This is a genomic window from Phenylobacterium sp. (assembly GCF_036963605.1).
Classification (GTDB): domain Bacteria; phylum Pseudomonadota; class Alphaproteobacteria; order Caulobacterales; family Caulobacteraceae; genus Phenylobacterium.
Genome location: NZ_JBALUY010000024.1, coordinates 13,066 through 31,316 on the forward strand (window position 1 = coordinate 13,066; position 18,251 = coordinate 31,316).

Genomic DNA, 18,251 nt, shown 5'->3' on the forward strand with positions numbered 1-18,251 from the left:
CGCAGCAGGCGCTCTCTAGAATTGCTGTTCCGACGACGAGCGTCGCGCCGCACCTGGCGTGTGCGACCGCCATTTCAGGACTTCGCAATGAACGACCGGATCGCCGCAGTTGAGGCCGCTTTCAAGGCTGGCCACTTCGAGGATGGGGTCGCCCTGACCGAAGCGCTGTTGACCGACGAGCCCAAGTCTGGCGCCCAGCTCTATCGCAATTTCGCCTCGCTGCTGTTTCGCCGGGGCCGCTATGAGGACAGCGCCCGTTGGGCGAAAACCGGCGCGGAGATTTATCCCCGCGACAGTGAGCTCTGGAACGTTCTCGGCGTCTCGCTCCGCCGCCTGGGCCGCCCGCAGGAGGCCCTGCAGGCGCTCAACGCCGGCATCAAGGCACAGCCCAAGAGCGAGGCCCTCTGGCAGAACAAGGGCAATGTCCTGAACGATCTGAAGGACGGCCCCGGCGCCATTGCGGTGTTCAGCCGTCTCGTTCGCCAAGCTCCCACCAATCCTGAGTTCCAACGGAGTCTGGGGCGCGCCCATGGGCACGCAGGCGAACTGGACAAGGCAGAGATGCGCTACCGGCTGGCCGCGCGCCTGCGGCCGGACCTGGTCGACGCTTGGCTCGACCTCTCGGCCCTGCAGGCCGAAGCCAAGACGCCGGAAGTCGCCGTGGCGACCCTGGACGAGGCCATCGCGCAGAACCCGGCCCCCCGCCTGAAGGAAGCCAAGGCGCTGGCCATCCGCCGATCCAACAAGCTGCGCCAGGCTGAAGCCTATCTGCTCACCGTGCTGGAGGACCTTCCGGACGAGGCCTGGGCGCATCATCAGCTGGGGGCGGTGATCACCGACTGGGACCGACCACGGGCCAATAAGCATCTTCGCCGGGCGGTCGATCTGGCGCCGGACAATCTGGACTACCGGATGGGCCTCGTCGAAAGCCTTGTCCGATCGCGCCACGGGGACGAGGCGGCCAATATCGACGCCGCCTATGTCGAACTGAAGCTGGCCCGCGAGCTCGGCCCCCTGGTCAGCGGCCCGCAGCTCAAGGTCGCCTCAGAGGTGCTGTCCCGTGTGGCCGACTTCGAGGGGCTGGAGGCGACTTGCGACTTCTACGAAACCGGCCGGCTGTGGGCGGGCCAAGGTCGCCACACCGCGCTGCTGAGCCAGCTGTCGCGGGTGCGGGCGCCGGAGGACCGCGACGAACTGATCACCCAGCACCGCATCTATGGGGACATGGTGCAGGAGAAGATCGACCGCCATCCCCTGCGGCGGCCGGCAGAGCCGCGGAGCCCGGACGGCAAGATCCGCCTGGGCTTCATGTCGTCGGACCTGCGCAATCACCCGGTGGCCTATTTCGCCCTGCCCCTGTTCGAGCACTATCCGCGTGAGCGCTTCGATCTCTATTGCTACTCCTTCTATCAGGGCCAGGAAGACCAGCTCCAGAAACGGATCGCCAGCCAGGTGAAGGCCTTCCGCTGGCGCCAGGACATCAGCGACTTCGACGCCGCCCAGATGATCTGCAACGACCAGCTGGACATGCTGATCGAACTCGGCGGCTCGACCCACATGAACAAGCTCAATGTCATGGCCTGGAAGCCCGCCCCCCTTCAGGCCAGCTGGCTCGGCTATCCACACTCCTCGGGCCTGTCTCGGATCGATCACCTGATCGTCGACCCCTACCTGCTGCCGCCGCGGCCGGAACTGATGATCGAAGAGCCCCTGCTGATGCCTGCAAGCTGGATCGCCATGGGCGAACTGGCCTTCCCGGAGCGGCCGATGGCGGCCGAGCCGCCAGTGGTCGCCAACGGCTATGTGACCTTCGGCACCGCCAACAATCCGTACAAGTACAGCCGGGAGATGGTCCGCCACTGGGCGCGAGTGACCGCAGCCGTCCCCAATTCGCGATTCATGTTTGTCCGCCCGGAAGTTGGCACCTCGGCGTTCCGCGACAATATCAGCGCCATCTTCGAGTCCGAGGGCGTGAGCCGGGACCGGTTGCGCTTCGAGGCGGTGCGCGGCGCGCACATGCCCTTCTACAACGAGATGGACATCACCCTGGACACCTTCCCCCAGACCGGCGGCACGACGACCTGCGAGTCGCTCTGGATGGGGGTCCCGGTGGTGACCCTGGTGGGGCCTGGCCTGTTCGAACGGCTGAGCCTGTCCATCCTGGGCAATGCCGGTCTGTCCGATCTTTGCGCCGGCGACCTCGACGCCTATCTGCAGACCGCCGTGAAGCTGGCCGGCGATGTGAAGCGGCTGACCGACCTGCGGCAGAACCTGCGATCGACCCTCAAGGCCAGCCGCCTTGGGCAGACCAAGACCTTCGCCCAGGACTTCTATCGGATGATCGACGCCGCCGTGACCCGCAGCCAGAACGCCAAGGTCCCGGCCAACGAGGTCGCCTAACCCCGGAAGAAGTCGGGCGCCCGGAGGGCTTCGCGCAATAGCACCCGCGGGTCGCGAGGGGCGACGCCGAGGGCGCGCAGGCGTGCGGTGGCGCAGACTGGCGCCTGCGGCGTCGGCCTGTCGGGCGCCAGATTCAGGGTCCAGCCGGCCTCGGCGAAGACCTGGGCGAGGTCGGCGTTGGAGACGTTCTCGCCGCGGGCCACATTGACGACCCCCGTGGCGTTCCGGTCCGCCATGGCCAGCAGGCCTGCGACCACGTCCTCGGCATGGATGTAGTCGCGCACGGCGCCGGGAACCGAGTCGCGGCTCAGCGTCCGGGCATGGCGCGCCTCCTGGAGAAGCTCCGGCAGAAAGCCGCTGGCGTCCTCGGCCAGATCGAAGACGTTGGAGAGGCGGGCCACGGCGCCGCGGCCCTCCGACCGGGCCAGGGTGAGGTTCTCCCCTAGAGCCTTCGACAGGTCATAGACATTGCGCGGGGCGGCCGGATCGAAGGCGAGCATGTCATCTTCCCGCCCGCCGGCCGCGCCCAGGCTGTCATAGAGCCGGGTGGACGACAGATAGATGAGCCGCTCGAACCGGGCCTTGGCCAGCACCTGGGCGAGCAGGGTGACGTGAGCCTCCACCGTGTCGAAGGGCCGGACGGCGAAGTCCCCGGTCAGGCCGGCGCAATAAAAGACCTGGCCGAGGTCCCGCTCGAACAGGTCCTTAGCGTCCCGGGAGGGCGCATAGACCGCCTCACCCCGGGCTCGCAGGGCCCGGGTCAGCCGACCGCCGATGAAGCCGCCGGCCCCGATGATGGTCCAGCCGCTCATCCCTTACCGCGCTCGCCGATGCGGCGGACGGGCGCGCCCGCATAGATTCCATAGGGTTCGAGCTTGCCGCGCACCACCGCGCCCGCAGCCACCACGCAACCCTTGCCGATCACAGCGCCGTCCAGGACGACGACGCCGGCGCCCAGCCAGACATCGTCCTCGATCACGATGCCGCCGCGGCTCTCCATGAAGCCCTGGTCGCGGATGCGCGCATTACGGTCGGAGATCTCGTGGTTGGTCGGCGCCAGCGTGCAGTTGGCTGCGATCAGCACCGCCTCGCCGATCCGCACGCCATTGCCCGTATAGATGACCGTGCCGGAATTGACCGCCGAGTCCGCGCCGATGATCACCTCGCCGGATCCGCCGACGGCCTTGATTTTGACGAAGGAGTCGATGAGCACCCGGGGGCCGATCTCGATCAGGGTGCCGCGCACCGAGCGCTCGACATCGGCTAGGGGCGAGACGACAGCGGTGGGATCGATCTTCAGCATCAGCGGCCTCCTGGCCCGGCGTCGGGGTCGAAATCCGGATAGCTGGCGTCCCGCTCGGAGATCACCTGCGGCGTGGCCGGCCAGGCGATGGCGAAGGCCGGGTCGTTCCAGCGCACCCCGGCCCCATGGCCAGGCTCGAAGATCGGGGCGATCTGATAGAGCACGTCGGTGTCGGGCTCCAACGTCAGGAAGCCGTGGGCGACGCCTTCGGGAATGAACAGGGCGCGGCCGTCCTGCGCATCCAGCTCCACCCCGGTCCAGCGGCCGAAGCTCGCGCTGCCGGGCCGCAGGTCAAGGGCCACGTCGAAGATCCGTCCACGGACCACCCGCACCAGCTTGGTCTCCCCGTGAGGGGCCAGCTGATAATGCATGCCCCGCAGCGTCAGCGCGGCGGTGTTCCGCGACAGGCTGGTCTGGGCCGGAACGAAGTCGATGCCGGCGTCGGCGAACTCCGCCGGGCAGTGCAGCCGGGCGAAGGCGCCGCGATCATCGAGCACAGGGTCAGGATCGACCACGACAACGCCCGCGATCTCCGTGGGCGAAAACCGCATCAGTCGAGGACCCTGGTCGTCGGCGAGGCGATGACGAAGGGGCCGCCCCAGTCGCGGACATAGGCCAGTTGGCCCATGATCTCGTCCTTCAGATTCCAGGGCAGGATCAGCACATAGTCGGGCTTCACCTCGGCCACCTTGTCCGGCCCATAGATCGGCGCATGGCTGCCAGGCAGGAAGCGGCCCTGCTTGTGTGGATTGGCGTCGAAGGCGCAGACGAGGTCGTCCGGCCCCACCCCGGCATAGTTGAGGAAGGTGTTGCCCTTGGCCGCCGCCCCATAGGCCGCGACAGTCTTGCCGTCCGCCTTGGCCTGGCGAAGGAAGGCGAGGAAACTGTCGCGCACCTCGTCGACCCGGGCGGCATAGCCCTCATAGGTCTCCAGCCTGTGCAGGCCGGCTGCGGCTTCTCGGGCGCGAACGGTCCTGAGCGCCTCGGTCTCCTGATGGCTGGAGGCCTCATGGGCGCAGAACAGGCGGAGCGACCCGCCGTGGGTGGGCAGCAGCTCGACGTCAAAGGCCCGCAGACCATTGGCCCGCAGCACCTGGGCCACAGCTAGCAGGGACAGGTAGGAGAAGTGCTCGTGATAGATGGTGTCGAACTGCACCATCTCCAGCATGTTCAGAAAGTGCGGAAACTCGAAGGTCAGCACACCCTCGGGCTTCAGCACCTCGCGGAAGCCTGCCACGAAACCGCCGATGTCGGGGACATGGGCCAGCACGTTGTTGGCCGCCATCAGGTCGGCCTTGACCCCCCGGGCCGCCAGCGCCTTGCCGGTCTCGCCGTGGAAGAACATGACCTCGGTGGGCACGCCCTTTTCGATGGCCGCCTGGGCGGTGTTGGCCGTGGGTTCGATCCCCAGCACCGGTACGCCGGCGGCCCTGAAATGCTGCAAAAGGTAGCCGTCATTGGAGGCGATCTCGACCACCAGGGAGTCCGCCCCAAGGCCAAACCGCGCGATCATCGCCTCGGCATAGCGGCGGGCGTGCTCCACCCAGCTGGCCGAGTAAGAGGAGAAATAGGCGTAGCCGGCATCGAAGATCTCGTCGGCGGCGACCGGATCGTCCACCTGCACCAGGAAGCACTCGGCGCAGACCCGGGCGTGCAGGGGATAGGTCTTCTCATCGCCAGCCGCCAACTGCTCGGCGGTCAGGTTGCTGTTGGCCAGGGGCTGGCGGCCCAGATCCACCAGGGTGTGGGTGAGCGGCGTACGGCAGAAGCGGCAGACAGGGGTCGTCATCACAGGCTTTCGTAGGTCTCGATCTGCGCCAGGCAAAGCTCACGGGCGACCTCGCCCTGCCCCTGGCGGCGGTACCAGTCCATGGTCCAGGCCACGGCCGCAGGGCCGTCCAGCCGGCTCTCGAAGGCAAGGCTCTTGCGGGCGAGGCTCGCGTCCACCGCCAGGCTCTTGGCCTCAATGGAGGCCAGGTCGGGCTCGTGACGCCAGGGCTGGGCGTGCAGGGCGGCGATAGCCTGGGTCGCCAGCTCGCCCACGGTGATTTCGGCCGAGCCAGGGCGGGGGCCGAAGTTCAGGGCGCGCGGGGTGTCGGGCTTCTGGACCAGGGCCTGGGCGAAGACGAGGTAGCCGGCCACGCAGTCGAGCACATGCTGCCAGGGCCGTGTGGCCTCCGGGTGGCGCAGGACCGTGGTCTCGCCGGCCCGGGCGGCGCGAACGATGTCGGCCACCAGACGGTCGCGGGAGAAGTCGCCGCCGCCGATCACATTGCCGCCGCGGGCGGTGGCCACCGGCACCCCGGCCTTGTCGAAATAGGAGCGGGCGAAGCTGGAGGTGACGATTTCGGCGCAGGCCTTCGACGCCGAATAGGGATCCTTGCCGCCCAGGGCGTCGCCCTCCTGGAAGGCGCGGCCGCCGTCATTATTGGCGTAGACCTTGTCCGAGGTGATCACCAGGACGGCGCGCAGGGCGTCTTCGTCCCGCAGGGATTCCAGAAGATGGGCGGTGCCCATGATGTTGGTCGAGAACGCGCCGACCGGGTCCTCGATCGCCGCGCGCACGATGGGCTGGGCGGCCATGTGCAGCACGAGGTCGAAGGGCTGGCCCCCGACCACGTCCAGCACAGCGCGGCGATCGCGCAGATCGACGATGTGCGAGGCGGCCAGATGGTCATAGCCGGCCAGATCGGCCAGGGCGGGAGTCTGATCCGGCGCCAGCGCCAGGCCGGTCACCCGGGCGCCCATGCGGGCGAGCCAAAGCCCCGTCCAGGCGCCCTTGAAGCCGGTGTGGCCGGTCAACAGGACGCGCTTGTCGGCCCAGAAGCCCGGGTCGGGCCGGCTCATGCCCACTTGCGCCAGGGCGCCTGGCCCGACGCCCACAGGCTCTCCAGCTGGTTCTTGTCGCGCAGGGTGTCCATGGCCGCCCAGAAGCCGTCATGGCGATAGGCGATCAGCTCGCCGTCGGCGGCCAGGCCTTCCAGGGGGCCGAGCTCCCAGACGGTGGCGTCATTCTCCACCCGGTCGATCACCGAGGGGTCGAGGACGAAGAAGCCGCCATTGATCAGGCCGTTGTCGCCCGGCGGCTTCTCCACGAAGCGGTCCACCCGGTCGCCGGTCATCTCCAGGGCGCCGTAGCGGCCAGGGGGCGCAACCGCGGTCACTGTCGCGGGCTTGCCGTGGTCGGCGTGGAACTTCGCCAGTGCCGCGAGATCCACATCGGCGACCCCATCCCCATAGGTGAAGAAGAAGGGCTGGCCGGGGTCGAGGAATTCCCGGACCCGCTTCAGCCGGCCGCCGGTCATGGTGTCGGGGCCGGTGTCCACCAGGGTCACCTTCCACGGCTCATGCTTGGTGGCGTGGTAGTCGATGGCCCGGTTGGCGAGATCGACGGTGAAGTCGGCATTGTGCAGGACGTAGTTGGCGAAATATTCCTTCACCACATAGCCTTTGTAGCCCAGGCACACGACGAACTCGTTGAAGCCGTGGTGCGAGAACATCTTCATGATGTGCCAGAGGATCGGCCGGCCGCCGACCTCGATCATCGGCTTGGGCCGCAGGTGGCTTTCCTCGGAAATCCGGGTGCCCAGGCCGCCGGCCAGGATGACGACTTTCATCGCAGTACCTCCCCCCTGCCTGCGGCTCAGGCGATCCGCTTGACGAAGGCGTCGGGCCAGTAGGTCACCCGCTCCTTCACCACCCCTTCGTTGAAGGGGAAGGTCGGCTCTTCGATGATGAAGCGCTTGTCCTCGGCCACGAACTCATGAACCGCCCGGCGCGGATTGTTCCAGGTCCAGTCCTCGGCCGTGCGCGGTCCGCCGACCACCTGCTCCATGATCCCGTCGGTGGCGACGATGTAGGAGCCCACCGGCACCATGTCGGCATAGGCGCGCAGCTCGTCGAGCACATGGCCCTTGGTGTGGTTGGAATCGAGCACCACCAGCACGGTCTCGCCGGGCTTGATCTGCGCCTTCACCTGTTCGACCACCTCGGGCGCCGTGGACGAGCCCTCGATCAGCTCGATCCGCTTCTTCATCGGATGGGCCTCGATGGCCGTGCGGTTGTGCGGCCGGATCTCGATATCGATGCCGATCACCCGGCCCTTGTTCATGGCTTCGAACAGGGAGGCGTAGAAGACCAGCGACCCGCCATGGGCCACGCCGGTCTCCACCAGCACGTCGGGCTTCAGGTCCCAGATCACTTCCTGCAGGCGGACCATGTCCTCCGGCAGCTGAATGATCGGCCGGCCCATCCAGGCGAATGAATAGACGTACTTGGAATCCCAGGTCGCCCGGACCCAGGCCTTGGACGCCGCGGCGAAGCCTTCGGCGGTGGAGAGGCTGTGGCGCGTTTCAGTGTCGCCGTCGCGGACGACGACTTCGCCGCGCTCTTCGTCGATGATGGTGATCAAGACCCCGACCTTGTATGCCGTTTCTGGCGGACCGTGCTTAGGTGGCCCGCGCTCTGGCCTCCTCCATATCGCGTGTCGGCGGCCCGATGAAGCCGTATCCCGCATGGGGCGCGTATCACGCCCCTCCGGTTGCCCAGGAGCAGGGTTTGAATCCGAAGGTCGATTTCATCATCATCGGGGCCCAGAAGGCCGGCACGACGGCCCTGTTCGACTATCTGGGTGAGCATCCGCAGATCGGCCTGTCCGACGTCAAGGAGGTCCACTTCTTCGACGATGAGGGCCGTGACTGGGCCGCGCCTGACTACGGCGCCTATCACGCCCGGTTCCACCTGGCCGACCGCAGCCGCCGCTGGGGCGAGGCGACGCCGATCTATCTCTATTGGAAGAACAGCATTGAACGGATCGCGGCCTATCATCCGGAGGCGCGCCTGATCATCCTGCTGCGGGATCCGGTGGAGCGGGCCTTCTCTCACTGGAAGATGGAGTTCGCCCGCGGCGCGGAGGTCCACCTCTTCGAGTGGTGCATCCGCCAGGGCCGCGCCCGGCTGTTTGACGCCGAGCCCTGGGGCTTCCACCGGGAGTTCAGCTATGTGGAGCGCGGCTTCTATGGCGAGCAGGTCGCCAAGGTGCTGGCGCATTTTCCGGCCGAACAGCTGCTGATTCTGCGCTCGGACGACCTCGAGGCCGCCCCTGAGGCGACGCTGCGACGAATCAGTGGCTTCCTGGACGTCGCCCCGCCGCCGTCCATCCGGCCCCGGCGAGTGCATGAGGGCCAGGCCATGAGCTATCCATCCAGCCTGACGACGGAGGATGTCGCCCTGCTCCGGCGCCTCTACGCCGCCGACACGGCTCAGCTGGCCGAGCTGACCGGCATCCGATTCTGGTGACCCTCGCCACATTTCCGTCAGGGCTCTTGGCCAAGCTGGATTTCATGCTCGCCTCTTCCCGCAGGTGGACCGCTCCACCGGCCACACTCGCCCCCCTTGCGGCTCTCGCCATGCTGGTCGCCTGTTCGCCCAGCGTTCCCAGCGAGGCCGCCGACGGCCCGCCGCTCGGGCCTGAACTGGTGTTGCCGGTGGACTGCGTGCTGGGCGCGACCTGCGAAATTCAGAACTATGTGGATCGCGATCCCGGCCCCGGCGCCCGAGATTACACCTGCGCGGCCCGCACCTATCAGGATCACAAGGGCGTCGATATCCGCGTGCCCGACCTGGCCGCCCAGCGGGCCGGCGTCGCGGTCCTGGCCGCCGCGCCGGGGCGGGTGGCGCGCCTGCGCGATGGGGTCGCCGACGTCTCGGTGCGGACGACCGGCGTCTCGGCCGTTGACGGCGTGGAATGCGGCAACGGCGTGGTCATCGACCACGGCGACGGCTGGGAAAGCCAATACTGCCATCTGGCCCAGGGCAGCCTGATCGTGGCGCAGGACGCCGAGGTCCGGGCCGGTCAGCCCATCGCCCGCATCGGCCTGTCGGGCCAGACGGAGTATCCGCACCTGCACTTCACCCTGCGCAAGGACGGCCAGGTGGTCGATCCCTTCGCGCCGGCAGGCGGCGAGGCCTGTGAGGCCCAAGGCGCGCTGTGGTCGGCCGACGTCGCCGAGGCCATGGCCTACAAGGCCGGCGCGGTGCTCAACACCGGCTTCTCGTCCGGGGCGGTTTCGATGGAGTCCATCGAAGACGCCGCCCTTCCCCCCGCCAGCGCCCACGCCCCGGCCCTGGTGGCCTATGTGCGCGCCATCGGGCTGGAGGCCGGTGATGTCCAGCACCTGAAGGTCACCGGACCTGACGGGGCGACCCTGGCTGAGACCACCATTGATCCGCTGGACGCGTCCAAGGCCCAGTACATGCTCTATGCCGGCCGACGCACCCCGCCCGCGGGCTGGACGTCCGGAACCTACACGGCGGAGTACTGGGTGGAGCGGGGCGGCAAGCGCGCCCTGGAGCAGCGCTTCGTGGCCGACCTCTGAGGCGACGGCCGCCCGGCCGGAATTTTGGCTAAACCTGTCGTTAAGGCGACAGATTCTCTTTCGCAGTGCGGCGGACTAAGCTACAGTTTGGTGTCAGCCTTGCTCTCCAGGGCTGTGTCGCATCGGCCGGGCCATAGCATCCATGCCAGCTATGGCTCGGCCTCTTGCTTTTCCTGACAATCTGGATCGATCGCCGCTCTATTGGGCGCGCTGAGGCGCGAGCCTCCTCTGGCTCAGCCTGCCTCCGGCGCCAGGGTCGGCGGCGTGGCCATGGCCAGAAGATCGAACTTGATCAGCCACAGCAGGCTGCGTTCCAGGCGCCGGGCGCGCTCGTTGTCGACGCCCAAGGGCGCCAGCAGGTCGGCCACCGCACATTCCCCCAGGCGGGCGACCTCGCCATAGGCCGCCTCAATCTCGGCCATGGTCGCCATGGCCCAGCGGCCGACCCTGGCCAGCTCTCGGTCAAGAATGACCTGCGCGCCTGCCCAGTCGGCCGCCGCCGGCCCCAGGCGCAGCCGATCCTGGGCTCCCAGCGTGGCGGTGGGATAGGCGGAGAAGAGGGTGAAGGGATCCAGGCGACGGGGATGGCTGGGGGTGGCCGGCTGATGCTTGTCCGGCCCGGCGGCGACACGGCGCTCGGCCAGCTCCTGCCAGAAGTCCTGGTATTGGGGAATGATCGCTGACCAGTCCAGGGCCGCGGCGACCCGGCGGCGGCCCGCCTCCCCCATGCGCCGGCGCAGGTCGTGGTCGCCCACCAGGGCCGACAGGGCCGCCACGGCCGCGCCCATGTCGATGGCCGTCATCTGAGCTGCGGCGCCAACATAGTTGTCATAGGAGAGCCAGCCATTGTCGTGGCTGAAGGCCAGGTCCTGGCCGAGCCCCGGGCGCGGGGCCAGGGTGGGGATGCGGAAGCCGTCGACGCCGTGACGGACGGTTTCGCGATAGCCGTTCCAGTCGGTGACCACACTCGGGAGACCGGCGGCCATGGCCTCGGCCGGGGTCAGCCCGAAGGTCTCCTGGATGTTGTCGGAGAAGGACAGGAACAGGTCGGCCGCCGACCAGATGGAAAACCTCGTATCGGCCGGGCGGCCGTCTACCGCGCGATACTGGATGCTGGGACAGAAGGCCCGAGTGGCGGCGTGGAAGCTGGCCCACGCCTCGGGCGTGGCCGACCAGCCGGAGACGATCCAGTAGATTGTCTGGCCTGTGGCGCTCGCCGTGCGTTCCAGGGCCTGGGCCATGAGGGCGGGGTTCATCTTGGCCTGTACGTTCAGCCGCCCAACATAGAGGGCCGCCACGGCGTCCTGGGGAATATCGAGGCGTTCGCGCCAGGCTTTCCGCTGCGCGGCGTCAGTGGCGAAATCGGCGCTGTTGACGCCCAGGGGAATGGTGGCGAGTTGCGGCGAGGCGATGCGTGTCGCGCCCAGACGCTCCGCGAGGTCTTCGCGCACGGCGTCCAGCTGGGCCTCCACATTGGCGCGGACGGCGGCCGAGGTGCAGATCAGGCCGTCCCAGGGCTCCACCGGACTGACAAGCAGGTCGGCCAGGGCGTCAATCGCCTTGTGGGTGGCGGTGGTGTGCGTGACGCCACAGAGGCTGTAGGTCGCCGCACCCACGGTGCGACGGCGCCAGGCCTCGGGGCCGATCGTCGGGCTAGGATAGTAGACACAGCCGGGATCGCTGAGGGCTGCGCGCGCGTCAGGCGGAATCCAGCGCGCAGGGCGGGTATTAGGCTCGATGCCGCGCACCAGGGCGCTGGCCTGGTCCTGCGTCAAGGCGCTCTGACGCCAGAAGGCCATGTAGGGCGCGTCGAGGTGGCGGATATAGCCCCGAAGGAAGCTCTCACCGGCCGAGTGGCGGCCCATCAGCCGCTCGCGGTCCGTCCGGTAGCCGTCAGGGTGCAGATAGATGGCCGCGTTGCGCATGGGCTACTGGCCTAGCGGCAAAGCTCGCGGGCCGGAAGTCTGAATTGCCGGCGGTCCCTCACGCCTTCACCCAAAGAAAAGGGGCCGCCCCGAAGGACGGCCCCAATCTTAGGTCAGAACAAGATCGCTTAGGCGATGATGTTGGCTTCCGAGATGTCAGCCAGGGTGAGCGTGGTCAGGTGGACCGCCATGCCAACCGTGTTGGAGCTGGTGATGTCGGCGAAGACATACACATCAGCGCCAACCGACACCGCGACAACGTCGCGCGAGCCGGACTGGATCAGAGCCGAAGCGTCCGAGAGGGCCTGGGTGTAGGTGCCCGTGCTGATCTCGGCGTAGTTCGTCGTCGTACCGGCGACGCCGATCTTCAGGAAGTCGGCCGTCGCGAAGTCGGTGATGCGATCCACCGAACCGGCGACGGTGGACGTGTCGCCCGGAGCGAAGATGAACGTGTCAGCGTCCGCGCCGCCCGAGATGGTGTCCACACCAGCGCCACCCGAGATGGTGTCGGTGCCGGCGCCGGCCGAAACCGTGTCGTTACCAACGCCACCCGAGACCGAGTCAGCCCCAGCCGCCGAGGTCAGTTGGTCGTCACCTTCGCCACCCAGGAGGGTGTCTTCGTTGGCGCCACCGGTGATGGTGTCATTGCCAGCATCGCCATTGGCGGTGTTGGTGCCGTCGCCCGTCACCAAGCGGTCGTTGGCGTCGCCACCCGAGAGGGTGTCGTTGCCCGTGCCGCCGTCGATGGAGTCGGTGCCGGCGCCGCCAGACAGGCTGTTGTTGCCGTTGCCGACCGCGTTGACATCGTCATTGCCTTCGCCGCCGATGACAGTGTCATTGCCAGCGCCAGCTTCCAGAATGTCGTTGCCCGTGCCGCCATCGATGTAGTCGTTGCCAGCGCCGCCATCGAGATCGTCGTTACCGTCTTCACCGTAGATGGTGTCGTTGTCGGTGCCGCCGGTGATGTCGTCGCTGCCCAGGTTACCGTTCAGGAAGTTGGTGCCCGAGGTGCCAACGATGGTGTCGTTGCCTTGGCCGCCCAGCAGGGTGTCGTTACCCGCGCCGGCCGTCATGTTGTCGTTGCCAAGGTTGCCGTTGGCCCAGTCGTTGCCAGCGTCGCCGTCGATGGTGTCGCCGTCTTGACCGCCGTAGAGGCTGTCGTTGCCGGCGCCGCCGTTGACGGAGTCGGCGCCCGCATTGCCCTGGAGCGAGTCGTTGTTGTTTTCGCCGCGCAGGGTGTCAGCGCCGGCGCCGCCCCAGATGGTGTCGTTGCCGTCACCGCCCGAGAGGCTGTCGACGTCGTCGCCGCCGTCGATGCTGTCATTGCCCGCGTCGCCACCGATGGTGTCGTTGGCGCCTTCACCCAGCAGGGTGTCGTTGCCAGCGCCGCCAGCCAGGGTGTCGGTGCCCAGGTTGCCGTTGATGAAGTCGGCGCCAGCGCCACCGATGATCGAGTCAACACCTTGACCGCCGAGCAGGGTTTCGGCCTGGGCCGAGGTGCTGCCACCGGTGATGGTGTCGTCGCCCAGGTTACCGTGGACGAAGTTGCTGCCACCGCCAGCGGTGATCTCGTCGTCGCCTTGACCGCCGTACAGTTGGTCAGCCGACGAGCCCGACGTGATCGTGTCGTTGCCGCCATTGCCCTGGATGAAGTTCGCGCCTTCAAGGCCCGCCAGGGAGTCGATGCCGTCACCGCCGTACAGGCCGTCCGAGCCGGAAGCGCCCGACTGATCGTCACTGCCGTTGCCGCCAATGAACAGGATCGAGCCCGTGGTGGTGGTTTCGACTTCGCCATAGATGCCGATGCCGAAGATTTTCGTCACGCCATTGACGGTGATGCTCACACGCGCCGGATCGGCGCCCGCGGCGGGAACGTAGAAGACCGTGATCGCGGAGGCGTTGGTGCCCGGCGCGAACGCCAGCGAGTCAGTGCCGGCTTGATAGTCCAGCGCCTGCTGCGCCGTAATGGTCTCAAATGTGTAGTTAGCCATGCTTCTCTCCAGTCAGTGTCACGTGGACCCCAGAACGCCTGGCCACCATCCCGCGGATGGAGCGGTCCTGGCGGTCCCTCCCCGCGCCATTACACATGGACGTGGCGAAGGTTAAAACGAGCCCGAGGAATGGGTATCGGATGCTTCGTCGATACGCAATATCAAAAAGCCTTACGGGCCGCGGGTCGCGTACAAGTGTGACCTGCCCGCCGGGACTCGGATGGACCTTGCTCTACTCTTCCCGCAGGGCGCTATCGAAGGTGTCGGTCAGCGGATCGAGAATATAGGACAGGATTGACCGCCGTCCGGTGACGATCATCGCCTGGGCCGGCATGCCCGGCGCCAGCTCCACATTGCGTGGCAACTTGGCCAGGGCGGCGGGATCGATGCGCAGCTCGGCCAGGAAATAGGCGACACCGGTCTGCTGATCCACCAGGCGGTCGGCCGACAGGCTGGTGACGACAGCGTCCATCGGCGGAATCTTGCGCGAGGCGAAGGCCGAAATCTCTACCCGCGCCTCCTGGCCGACGGTGACGCTGTCGACGTCCGTGGGCTGGACGCGGGCATGGACGATCAGCGGCGCGTCAGCCGGCACGATGTCCATCAGCAGCTCGCCCGGCGCGACCACGCCGCCGACGGTGAACTGGGTGAGATTCAGCACATAGCCGTCCACCGGCGAGCGGACCGTGGTGCGCTCCAGAATCTGGGTGGCTGCGGTGAGGCGGGGACCGACGTCGGAAAGCTGGCTCTGCATCTGGCGCAGGCCTTCGGCGGCCTCGCTGATGCGCTGGTTGCGAAGGGTGGTGAGCTGGAGCCGCGCCTCCCCCTGGGCCTGGCGCAGGCGATTAAGCTCAGAGGTGAGCGCGCCGCGACGTCCGCCAAGCTCCGCCAGGCTGCGCTCATAGCGCAGGATCAGGGTCTTGGGGGCATAGCCCTTTTCGTAAAGGGTCTGATAGCCGGCCAGCTCCTCGCGGGTGAAGCCGATCTGTTCGTCGATGGAATCCAGCTGCGCCTGAACCCCGACCATCTGGGTCGCCAGTTGGTCGACCCGCTGTTCCAGTACGCCCTGCTGGCTGACGAAGAACTGCAGGCGGGTGCTGAACAGCAGTTGCTGATCGCGGATCAGGCCGGCGACACGCGGGTCGCTCATCCGGCCGGTCAGCTCCTGCGGCAGATCGAGCGTCTGACGCCCGGCCGTTTCGGCGCTGAAGCGGGCGCTCTGGGCCAGGATGGCGTCATACTGATTCTGCAGCACATCGACGGCGGCGTCCGACTGGACGGCGTCAAAGCGGATCAGGGGCTGGTTGGCGCGCACGCGCTCGCCTTCCCGCACCAGAATCTGGGAGACTACGCCCCCTTCGCGATGGCGCAGGGTCTTGCGGCTGGATTCCACCCGCACCTCGGCCGGCGCCACCACGGCGGCGCTGATTTGGGTGAAGCCCGCCCAGATGAGCATGCCGAAGACGAAAACACCGATGACCACGCAGCCGACCAGCACCGGCCGCCAGAGGCGCTTTTCCAGGTCGCGGTTCGGCTCGGGCTCACCGACGTCGAACCGGGTGTCGAGGGGGCGGATAGGACCGAGCACCGGCTTGAGCGGACCGAGGTCGAACTTCATTGACTGGCCTCGACGGGACGAACGGCGGTCGGCTGAGTGACCCGCGCCATGACGGCCTCCCGCGGGCCAAACAGCTCCATGCGGCCCTCGCGCAGGACCAGCATCTTGTCGGCTGAGCGCAGGATGCTCGGCTTATGCGACACCACCACCACCGTCGTGCCCTTGGCCCGCTGGGCGTCGATGGCCTGCATGAGGGCGTTTTCGCCCTCGGCGTCCAGGCTGGCGTTCGGCTCGTCCAGGACGAGGAGGCGCGGTTCGCCCAGCAGGGCGCGGGCCAGGCCCACCCTCTGCCGCTGGCCCGCCGAGAGTATGTAGCCGCCGTCGGTCAGTTCGGTCTCATAGCCCTTGGGCAACCGCAGGATCATCTCATGCACATTGGCCTGGGTGGCGGCGTCGACCACCGCCTGATCGGTCACATCGGCGCGGAAGCGGGCGATGTTGTCGCGCAGGGTGCCCGCGAACAGCTCGGTGTCCTGCGGGAGATAGCCCACATGAAGGCCGAATTCGGTCCGGTTCCAGGCGAAGACGTCGGCGCCGTCCAGGCGCACATGGCCGTTCACCGGTCGCCAGACTCCGACGATCAGCCGGGCCAGGGTGGACTTTCCCGCCCCGGAAGGGCCGATGATCCCCAGCATCTCGCCGGGCTCGATCTTGAAGTTCAGTCCCTGGAGCACGTAGCGCTCGGCGCCCTGCGGCGCGAAGTTCACCGCCTCGATGCTCAGCTGGCCGAGCGGCCGCGGCAGGGAGGTGGCCGGCGCCGTCGGCTTGTAGTTGTTCAGCAGGGTGTTCAGCCGGTCATAGGCCCGGCCGCCATTGACGATGCCGTCCCAGGCGCCGACCACCTTCTCGATGGGCTGCAGGGCGCGGCTCGCCAGAATCATGTTGGCGAACAGCATGGCCGGCGGGATGGCGCCCACCACCACCAGATAGGCCCCGACCCCGATCACCAGGATCTGGATCAGCATGCGGGTGAACTTGGTGGTGTTGCCCACCACGCTGGAGCGCTGCGAGGCCCAGGCGCTCCGCTCGATGGCCCGGCCGCGGAAGGCCGACCAGCGGGCGCCGAGCGCGCCCAGCATGCCCATGGCGCGCACCACCTCGCCGTTGCGCAGGCCCGCCTCGGTGAAGGCGTAGGCCCTGAGGCTCGCCTCATTGGCCTCCTGCAGCGGCGGACGCGACAGACGGTCCTGCAGCATGGCCAGGCCGAACAGGGCCGCGGCCCCCACGAGCGTGATCGCTCCCACCAGGGGGTCAATGACGAACAGGATGCCGATGAAGAGCGGCATCCAGGGCAGGTCGAAAATGGCCGAGAAGACCGAGCCCGTCAGAATCTGGCGAAAGGCGTCGAGATCGCGCAAGGCCTGGGATCGGGTCTGGCCCTGGCCCTTGGTTTCGGCTTCGAACAGGGCGGCGAAGACGTGGCTGGAGACCCGCTGATCGAGCATGATCCCGTAGTTGATCAGCACCCGCGTCCGCAATTCGTCGATGACGCCGGAGATCAGGAACACCAGCAGCGTGCCCACGGTCAGCACGATCAAGGTCGAGATGCTGTGGCTGGACAGCACCCGCCCATAGATCTGGAAAGTGTAGAGTGGCAGGGCCAGGTAGAGCAGGTTGCTGATCAGGCTGAAGCCGGCGGCGAAGGCCAGGGGCCGGGAGCCTTCCTTCAGCGCGCCCGTCAGCACATTGTCGGGCAGCGACGCAAAGGGGTTGAGTATCTTCATGCGTGCGAGCGTCCGTCGGAGCCTCATAGCCCCCAACATCGGAGCGCTTGAGGGCGCGACACATGACGACCGACGCTGGTCAAGTCAATGGCGGCCCCCTTATGGGGCGAACATGCTATTGCGCGGTCAATGCCTTCTGGAAAAGGACCCATGGCGAGAATAGCCGTCATCGGCAGTTGCATCACCCGCGACCTCTGGCCGCTGCGCGACCAGGCGCCGGCGGACCTTCTCTATGTCTCGCGCACCAGCCTGCCGAGCCTCCTGTCCGACCCGGTGACCGGCTTTGAGGCCAGGGGGGCGGAACATACGCGCTACCAAAGGATGGCCGTCCAGGCAGATTTGGCGAAGAGCGGGTTGGCCAGGGTGATCGCACACCGACCGACCCACCTGATCTTCGATTTCATCGACGAGCGGTTCGACCTGCTCGCCCTGCCGGGCGGGGAGATCATCACCCACAGCTGGGAACTGGAGAGCGGCGGCTGGCTTGAGGCGCCGGTCTTCGCCGGACGCCGCCAAATCCCGCGCCTTTCGAACGCCTGTGATCGCCTTTGGCGCAATGCTCTGGATCAGATGGCCCTGTTGCTGAAGGCCAGCGTCCTGAGCCAGGCCGAGATCATCCTGCACTCCGCCCGATGGGCCGACCGCCAGCGAGACAAGGATGGCGCCGAGATGGCTCTGCAGGGCGAGCCGCACATCTGGGCGGGGCGTCCGACGAGCCTGACAGCCCACAATCTGCTGCTGGCGCGCTACGAGCAGGCCTTCATGGCCGCCGTGCCCCAGGCGCGGATCATCGCCGCAGCCCCACAGAACCGGCTGGCCGATCCGGGTCACCGCTGGGGGCTGAGCCCCTTTCACTACGCGCCAGCCTATTACGAAGACATCCGCCGCGCGCTGGCGGCGCTGGGCGCCTGAC

15 protein-coding genes are annotated in these 18,251 nt (G+C 67.5%); 4 read left to right on the top strand and 11 right to left on the bottom strand.

What is annotated here, in order from left to right; translation table 11 throughout:
• Positions 1-87 precede the first annotated feature (87 nt).
• Positions 88-2,400: an O-linked N-acetylglucosamine transferase, SPINDLY family protein gene (locus tag V7702_RS06475; RefSeq protein ID WP_335649318.1), complete on the top strand. Its 2,313-nt coding sequence runs from the start codon at positions 88-90 to the stop codon at positions 2,398-2,400.
• Here V7702_RS06475 and V7702_RS06480 read toward each other — a convergent pair.
• Genes V7702_RS06480 through V7702_RS06510 form a run of 7 tightly spaced genes read right to left on the bottom strand, consistent with a single transcriptional unit; the run spans position 2,397 to position 8,114 of the window.
• Positions 2,397-3,212, bottom strand: a complete 816-nt coding sequence (locus V7702_RS06480; RefSeq protein WP_335649319.1) for an NAD-dependent epimerase/dehydratase family protein — start codon at positions 3,210-3,212, stop codon at positions 2,397-2,399. The two genes, V7702_RS06475 and V7702_RS06480, sit on opposite strands and share 4 nt — an antisense overlap.
• The gene (locus V7702_RS06485; RefSeq protein ID WP_335649320.1) at positions 3,209-3,703 is read right to left on the bottom strand and encodes an acyltransferase; all 495 of its coding nucleotides are present in this window, start codon (positions 3,701-3,703) and stop codon (positions 3,209-3,211) included. The genes V7702_RS06480 and V7702_RS06485 overlap by 4 nt, the downstream gene beginning before the upstream one ends.
• Entirely contained in the window at positions 3,703-4,254 is a 552-nt protein-coding gene (gene rfbC / locus V7702_RS06490; RefSeq protein ID WP_335649321.1) for a dTDP-4-dehydrorhamnose 3,5-epimerase, read from the bottom strand. The genes V7702_RS06485 and rfbC overlap by 1 nt, the downstream gene beginning before the upstream one ends.
• Positions 4,254-5,492, bottom strand: coding sequence for a class I SAM-dependent methyltransferase (locus V7702_RS06495; protein WP_335649322.1), 1,239 nt, complete (start codon positions 5,490-5,492; stop codon positions 4,254-4,256). The genes rfbC and V7702_RS06495 overlap by 1 nt, the downstream gene beginning before the upstream one ends.
• Complete coding sequence (gene rfbG / locus V7702_RS06500; RefSeq protein WP_335649323.1) at positions 5,492-6,550, bottom strand: CDP-glucose 4,6-dehydratase; 1,059 nt, start codon at positions 6,548-6,550, stop codon at positions 5,492-5,494. The genes V7702_RS06495 and rfbG overlap by 1 nt, the downstream gene beginning before the upstream one ends.
• A complete protein-coding gene (rfbF, locus tag V7702_RS06505) occupies positions 6,547-7,320 on the bottom strand; it encodes a glucose-1-phosphate cytidylyltransferase (protein ID WP_335649324.1) in 774 nt (257 codons plus the stop codon). The genes rfbG and rfbF overlap by 4 nt, the downstream gene beginning before the upstream one ends.
• A gap of 26 nt (positions 7,321-7,346) precedes the next feature.
• Positions 7,347-8,114 (bottom strand): cephalosporin hydroxylase family protein, encoded by a 768-nt coding sequence (locus tag V7702_RS06510; RefSeq protein WP_335649325.1) that lies wholly within the window; start codon positions 8,112-8,114, stop codon positions 7,347-7,349.
• A 146-nt stretch (positions 8,115-8,260) separates the two neighbouring features.
• Here V7702_RS06510 and V7702_RS06515 point away from each other — a divergent pair, with 146 nt between their 5' ends.
• Positions 8,261-9,001: a sulfotransferase family protein gene (locus V7702_RS06515; RefSeq protein WP_335649326.1), complete on the top strand. Its 741-nt coding sequence runs from the start codon at positions 8,261-8,263 to the stop codon at positions 8,999-9,001.
• 110 nt (positions 9,002-9,111) lie between these two features.
• A complete protein-coding gene (locus tag V7702_RS06520; protein ID WP_335649327.1) occupies positions 9,112-10,080 on the top strand; it encodes a M23 family metallopeptidase in 969 nt (322 codons plus the stop codon).
• Positions 10,081-10,313: 233 nt separating this feature from the next.
• Here the strand turns inward: V7702_RS06520 and V7702_RS06525 are convergent, their stop codons facing one another.
• The 4 genes from V7702_RS06525 to V7702_RS06540 form a co-directional block, all read right to left on the bottom strand.
• On the bottom strand, positions 10,314-12,005 hold the full coding sequence (locus tag V7702_RS06525; protein WP_335649328.1) for a glycosyltransferase family 4 protein: 1,692 nt from the start codon (positions 12,003-12,005) through the stop codon (positions 10,314-10,316).
• A gap of 128 nt (positions 12,006-12,133) precedes the next feature.
• Positions 12,134-13,996 (bottom strand): calcium-binding protein, encoded by a 1,863-nt coding sequence (locus tag V7702_RS06530; protein ID WP_335649329.1) that lies wholly within the window; start codon positions 13,994-13,996, stop codon positions 12,134-12,136.
• 232 nt (positions 13,997-14,228) lie between these two features.
• Complete coding sequence (locus V7702_RS06535) at positions 14,229-15,614, bottom strand: HlyD family type I secretion periplasmic adaptor subunit (RefSeq protein ID WP_335649330.1); 1,386 nt, start codon at positions 15,612-15,614, stop codon at positions 14,229-14,231.
• Positions 15,611-17,338 (bottom strand): type I secretion system permease/ATPase, encoded by a 1,728-nt coding sequence (locus V7702_RS06540; protein ID WP_335649331.1) that lies wholly within the window; start codon positions 17,336-17,338, stop codon positions 15,611-15,613. Before V7702_RS06540 ends, V7702_RS06535 begins: the two co-directional genes overlap by 4 nt.
• A gap of 150 nt (positions 17,339-17,488) precedes the next feature.
• Between V7702_RS06540 and V7702_RS06545 the strand changes: the two genes are divergently transcribed.
• Positions 17,489-18,250 carry a DUF6270 domain-containing protein gene (locus V7702_RS06545; protein ID WP_335649332.1) on the top strand — a complete coding sequence of 254 codons (762 nt, stop codon included), beginning with the start codon at positions 17,489-17,491 and terminating at the stop codon, positions 18,248-18,250.
• Position 18,251: the final 1 nt, after the last annotated feature.

What these genes read in the sequence shown, in the direction of transcription:
- V7702_RS06475 (WP_335649318.1), top strand. Translation starts at nt 88, where the DNA reads ATGAACGACCGGATCGCCGCAGTTGAGGCCGCTTTCAAGGCTGGCCAC.
- V7702_RS06480 (WP_335649319.1), bottom strand. Translation starts at nt 3,212, where the DNA reads ATGAGCGGCTGGACCATCATCGGGGCCGGCGGCTTCATCGGCGGTCGG.
- V7702_RS06485 (WP_335649320.1), bottom strand. Translation starts at nt 3,703, where the DNA reads ATGCTGAAGATCGATCCCACCGCTGTCGTCTCGCCCCTAGCCGATGTC.
- rfbC (WP_335649321.1), bottom strand. Translation starts at nt 4,254, where the DNA reads ATGCGGTTTTCGCCCACGGAGATCGCGGGCGTTGTCGTGGTCGATCCT.
- V7702_RS06495 (WP_335649322.1), bottom strand. Translation starts at nt 5,492, where the DNA reads ATGACGACCCCTGTCTGCCGCTTCTGCCGTACGCCGCTCACCCACACC.
- rfbG (WP_335649323.1), bottom strand. Translation starts at nt 6,550, where the DNA reads ATGAGCCGGCCCGACCCGGGCTTCTGGGCCGACAAGCGCGTCCTGTTG.
- rfbF (WP_335649324.1), bottom strand. Translation starts at nt 7,320, where the DNA reads ATGAAAGTCGTCATCCTGGCCGGCGGCCTGGGCACCCGGATTTCCGAG.
- V7702_RS06520 (WP_335649327.1), top strand. Translation starts at nt 9,112, where the DNA reads ATGCTGGTCGCCTGTTCGCCCAGCGTTCCCAGCGAGGCCGCCGACGGC.
- V7702_RS06525 (WP_335649328.1), bottom strand. Translation starts at nt 12,005, where the DNA reads ATGCGCAACGCGGCCATCTATCTGCACCCTGACGGCTACCGGACGGAC.
- V7702_RS06530 (WP_335649329.1), bottom strand. Translation starts at nt 13,996, where the DNA reads ATGGCTAACTACACATTTGAGACCATTACGGCGCAGCAGGCGCTGGAC.
- V7702_RS06535 (WP_335649330.1), bottom strand. Translation starts at nt 15,614, where the DNA reads ATGAAGTTCGACCTCGGTCCGCTCAAGCCGGTGCTCGGTCCTATCCGC.
- V7702_RS06540 (WP_335649331.1), bottom strand. Translation starts at nt 17,338, where the DNA reads ATGAAGATACTCAACCCCTTTGCGTCGCTGCCCGACAATGTGCTGACG.
- V7702_RS06545 (WP_335649332.1), top strand. Translation starts at nt 17,489, where the DNA reads ATGGCGAGAATAGCCGTCATCGGCAGTTGCATCACCCGCGACCTCTGG.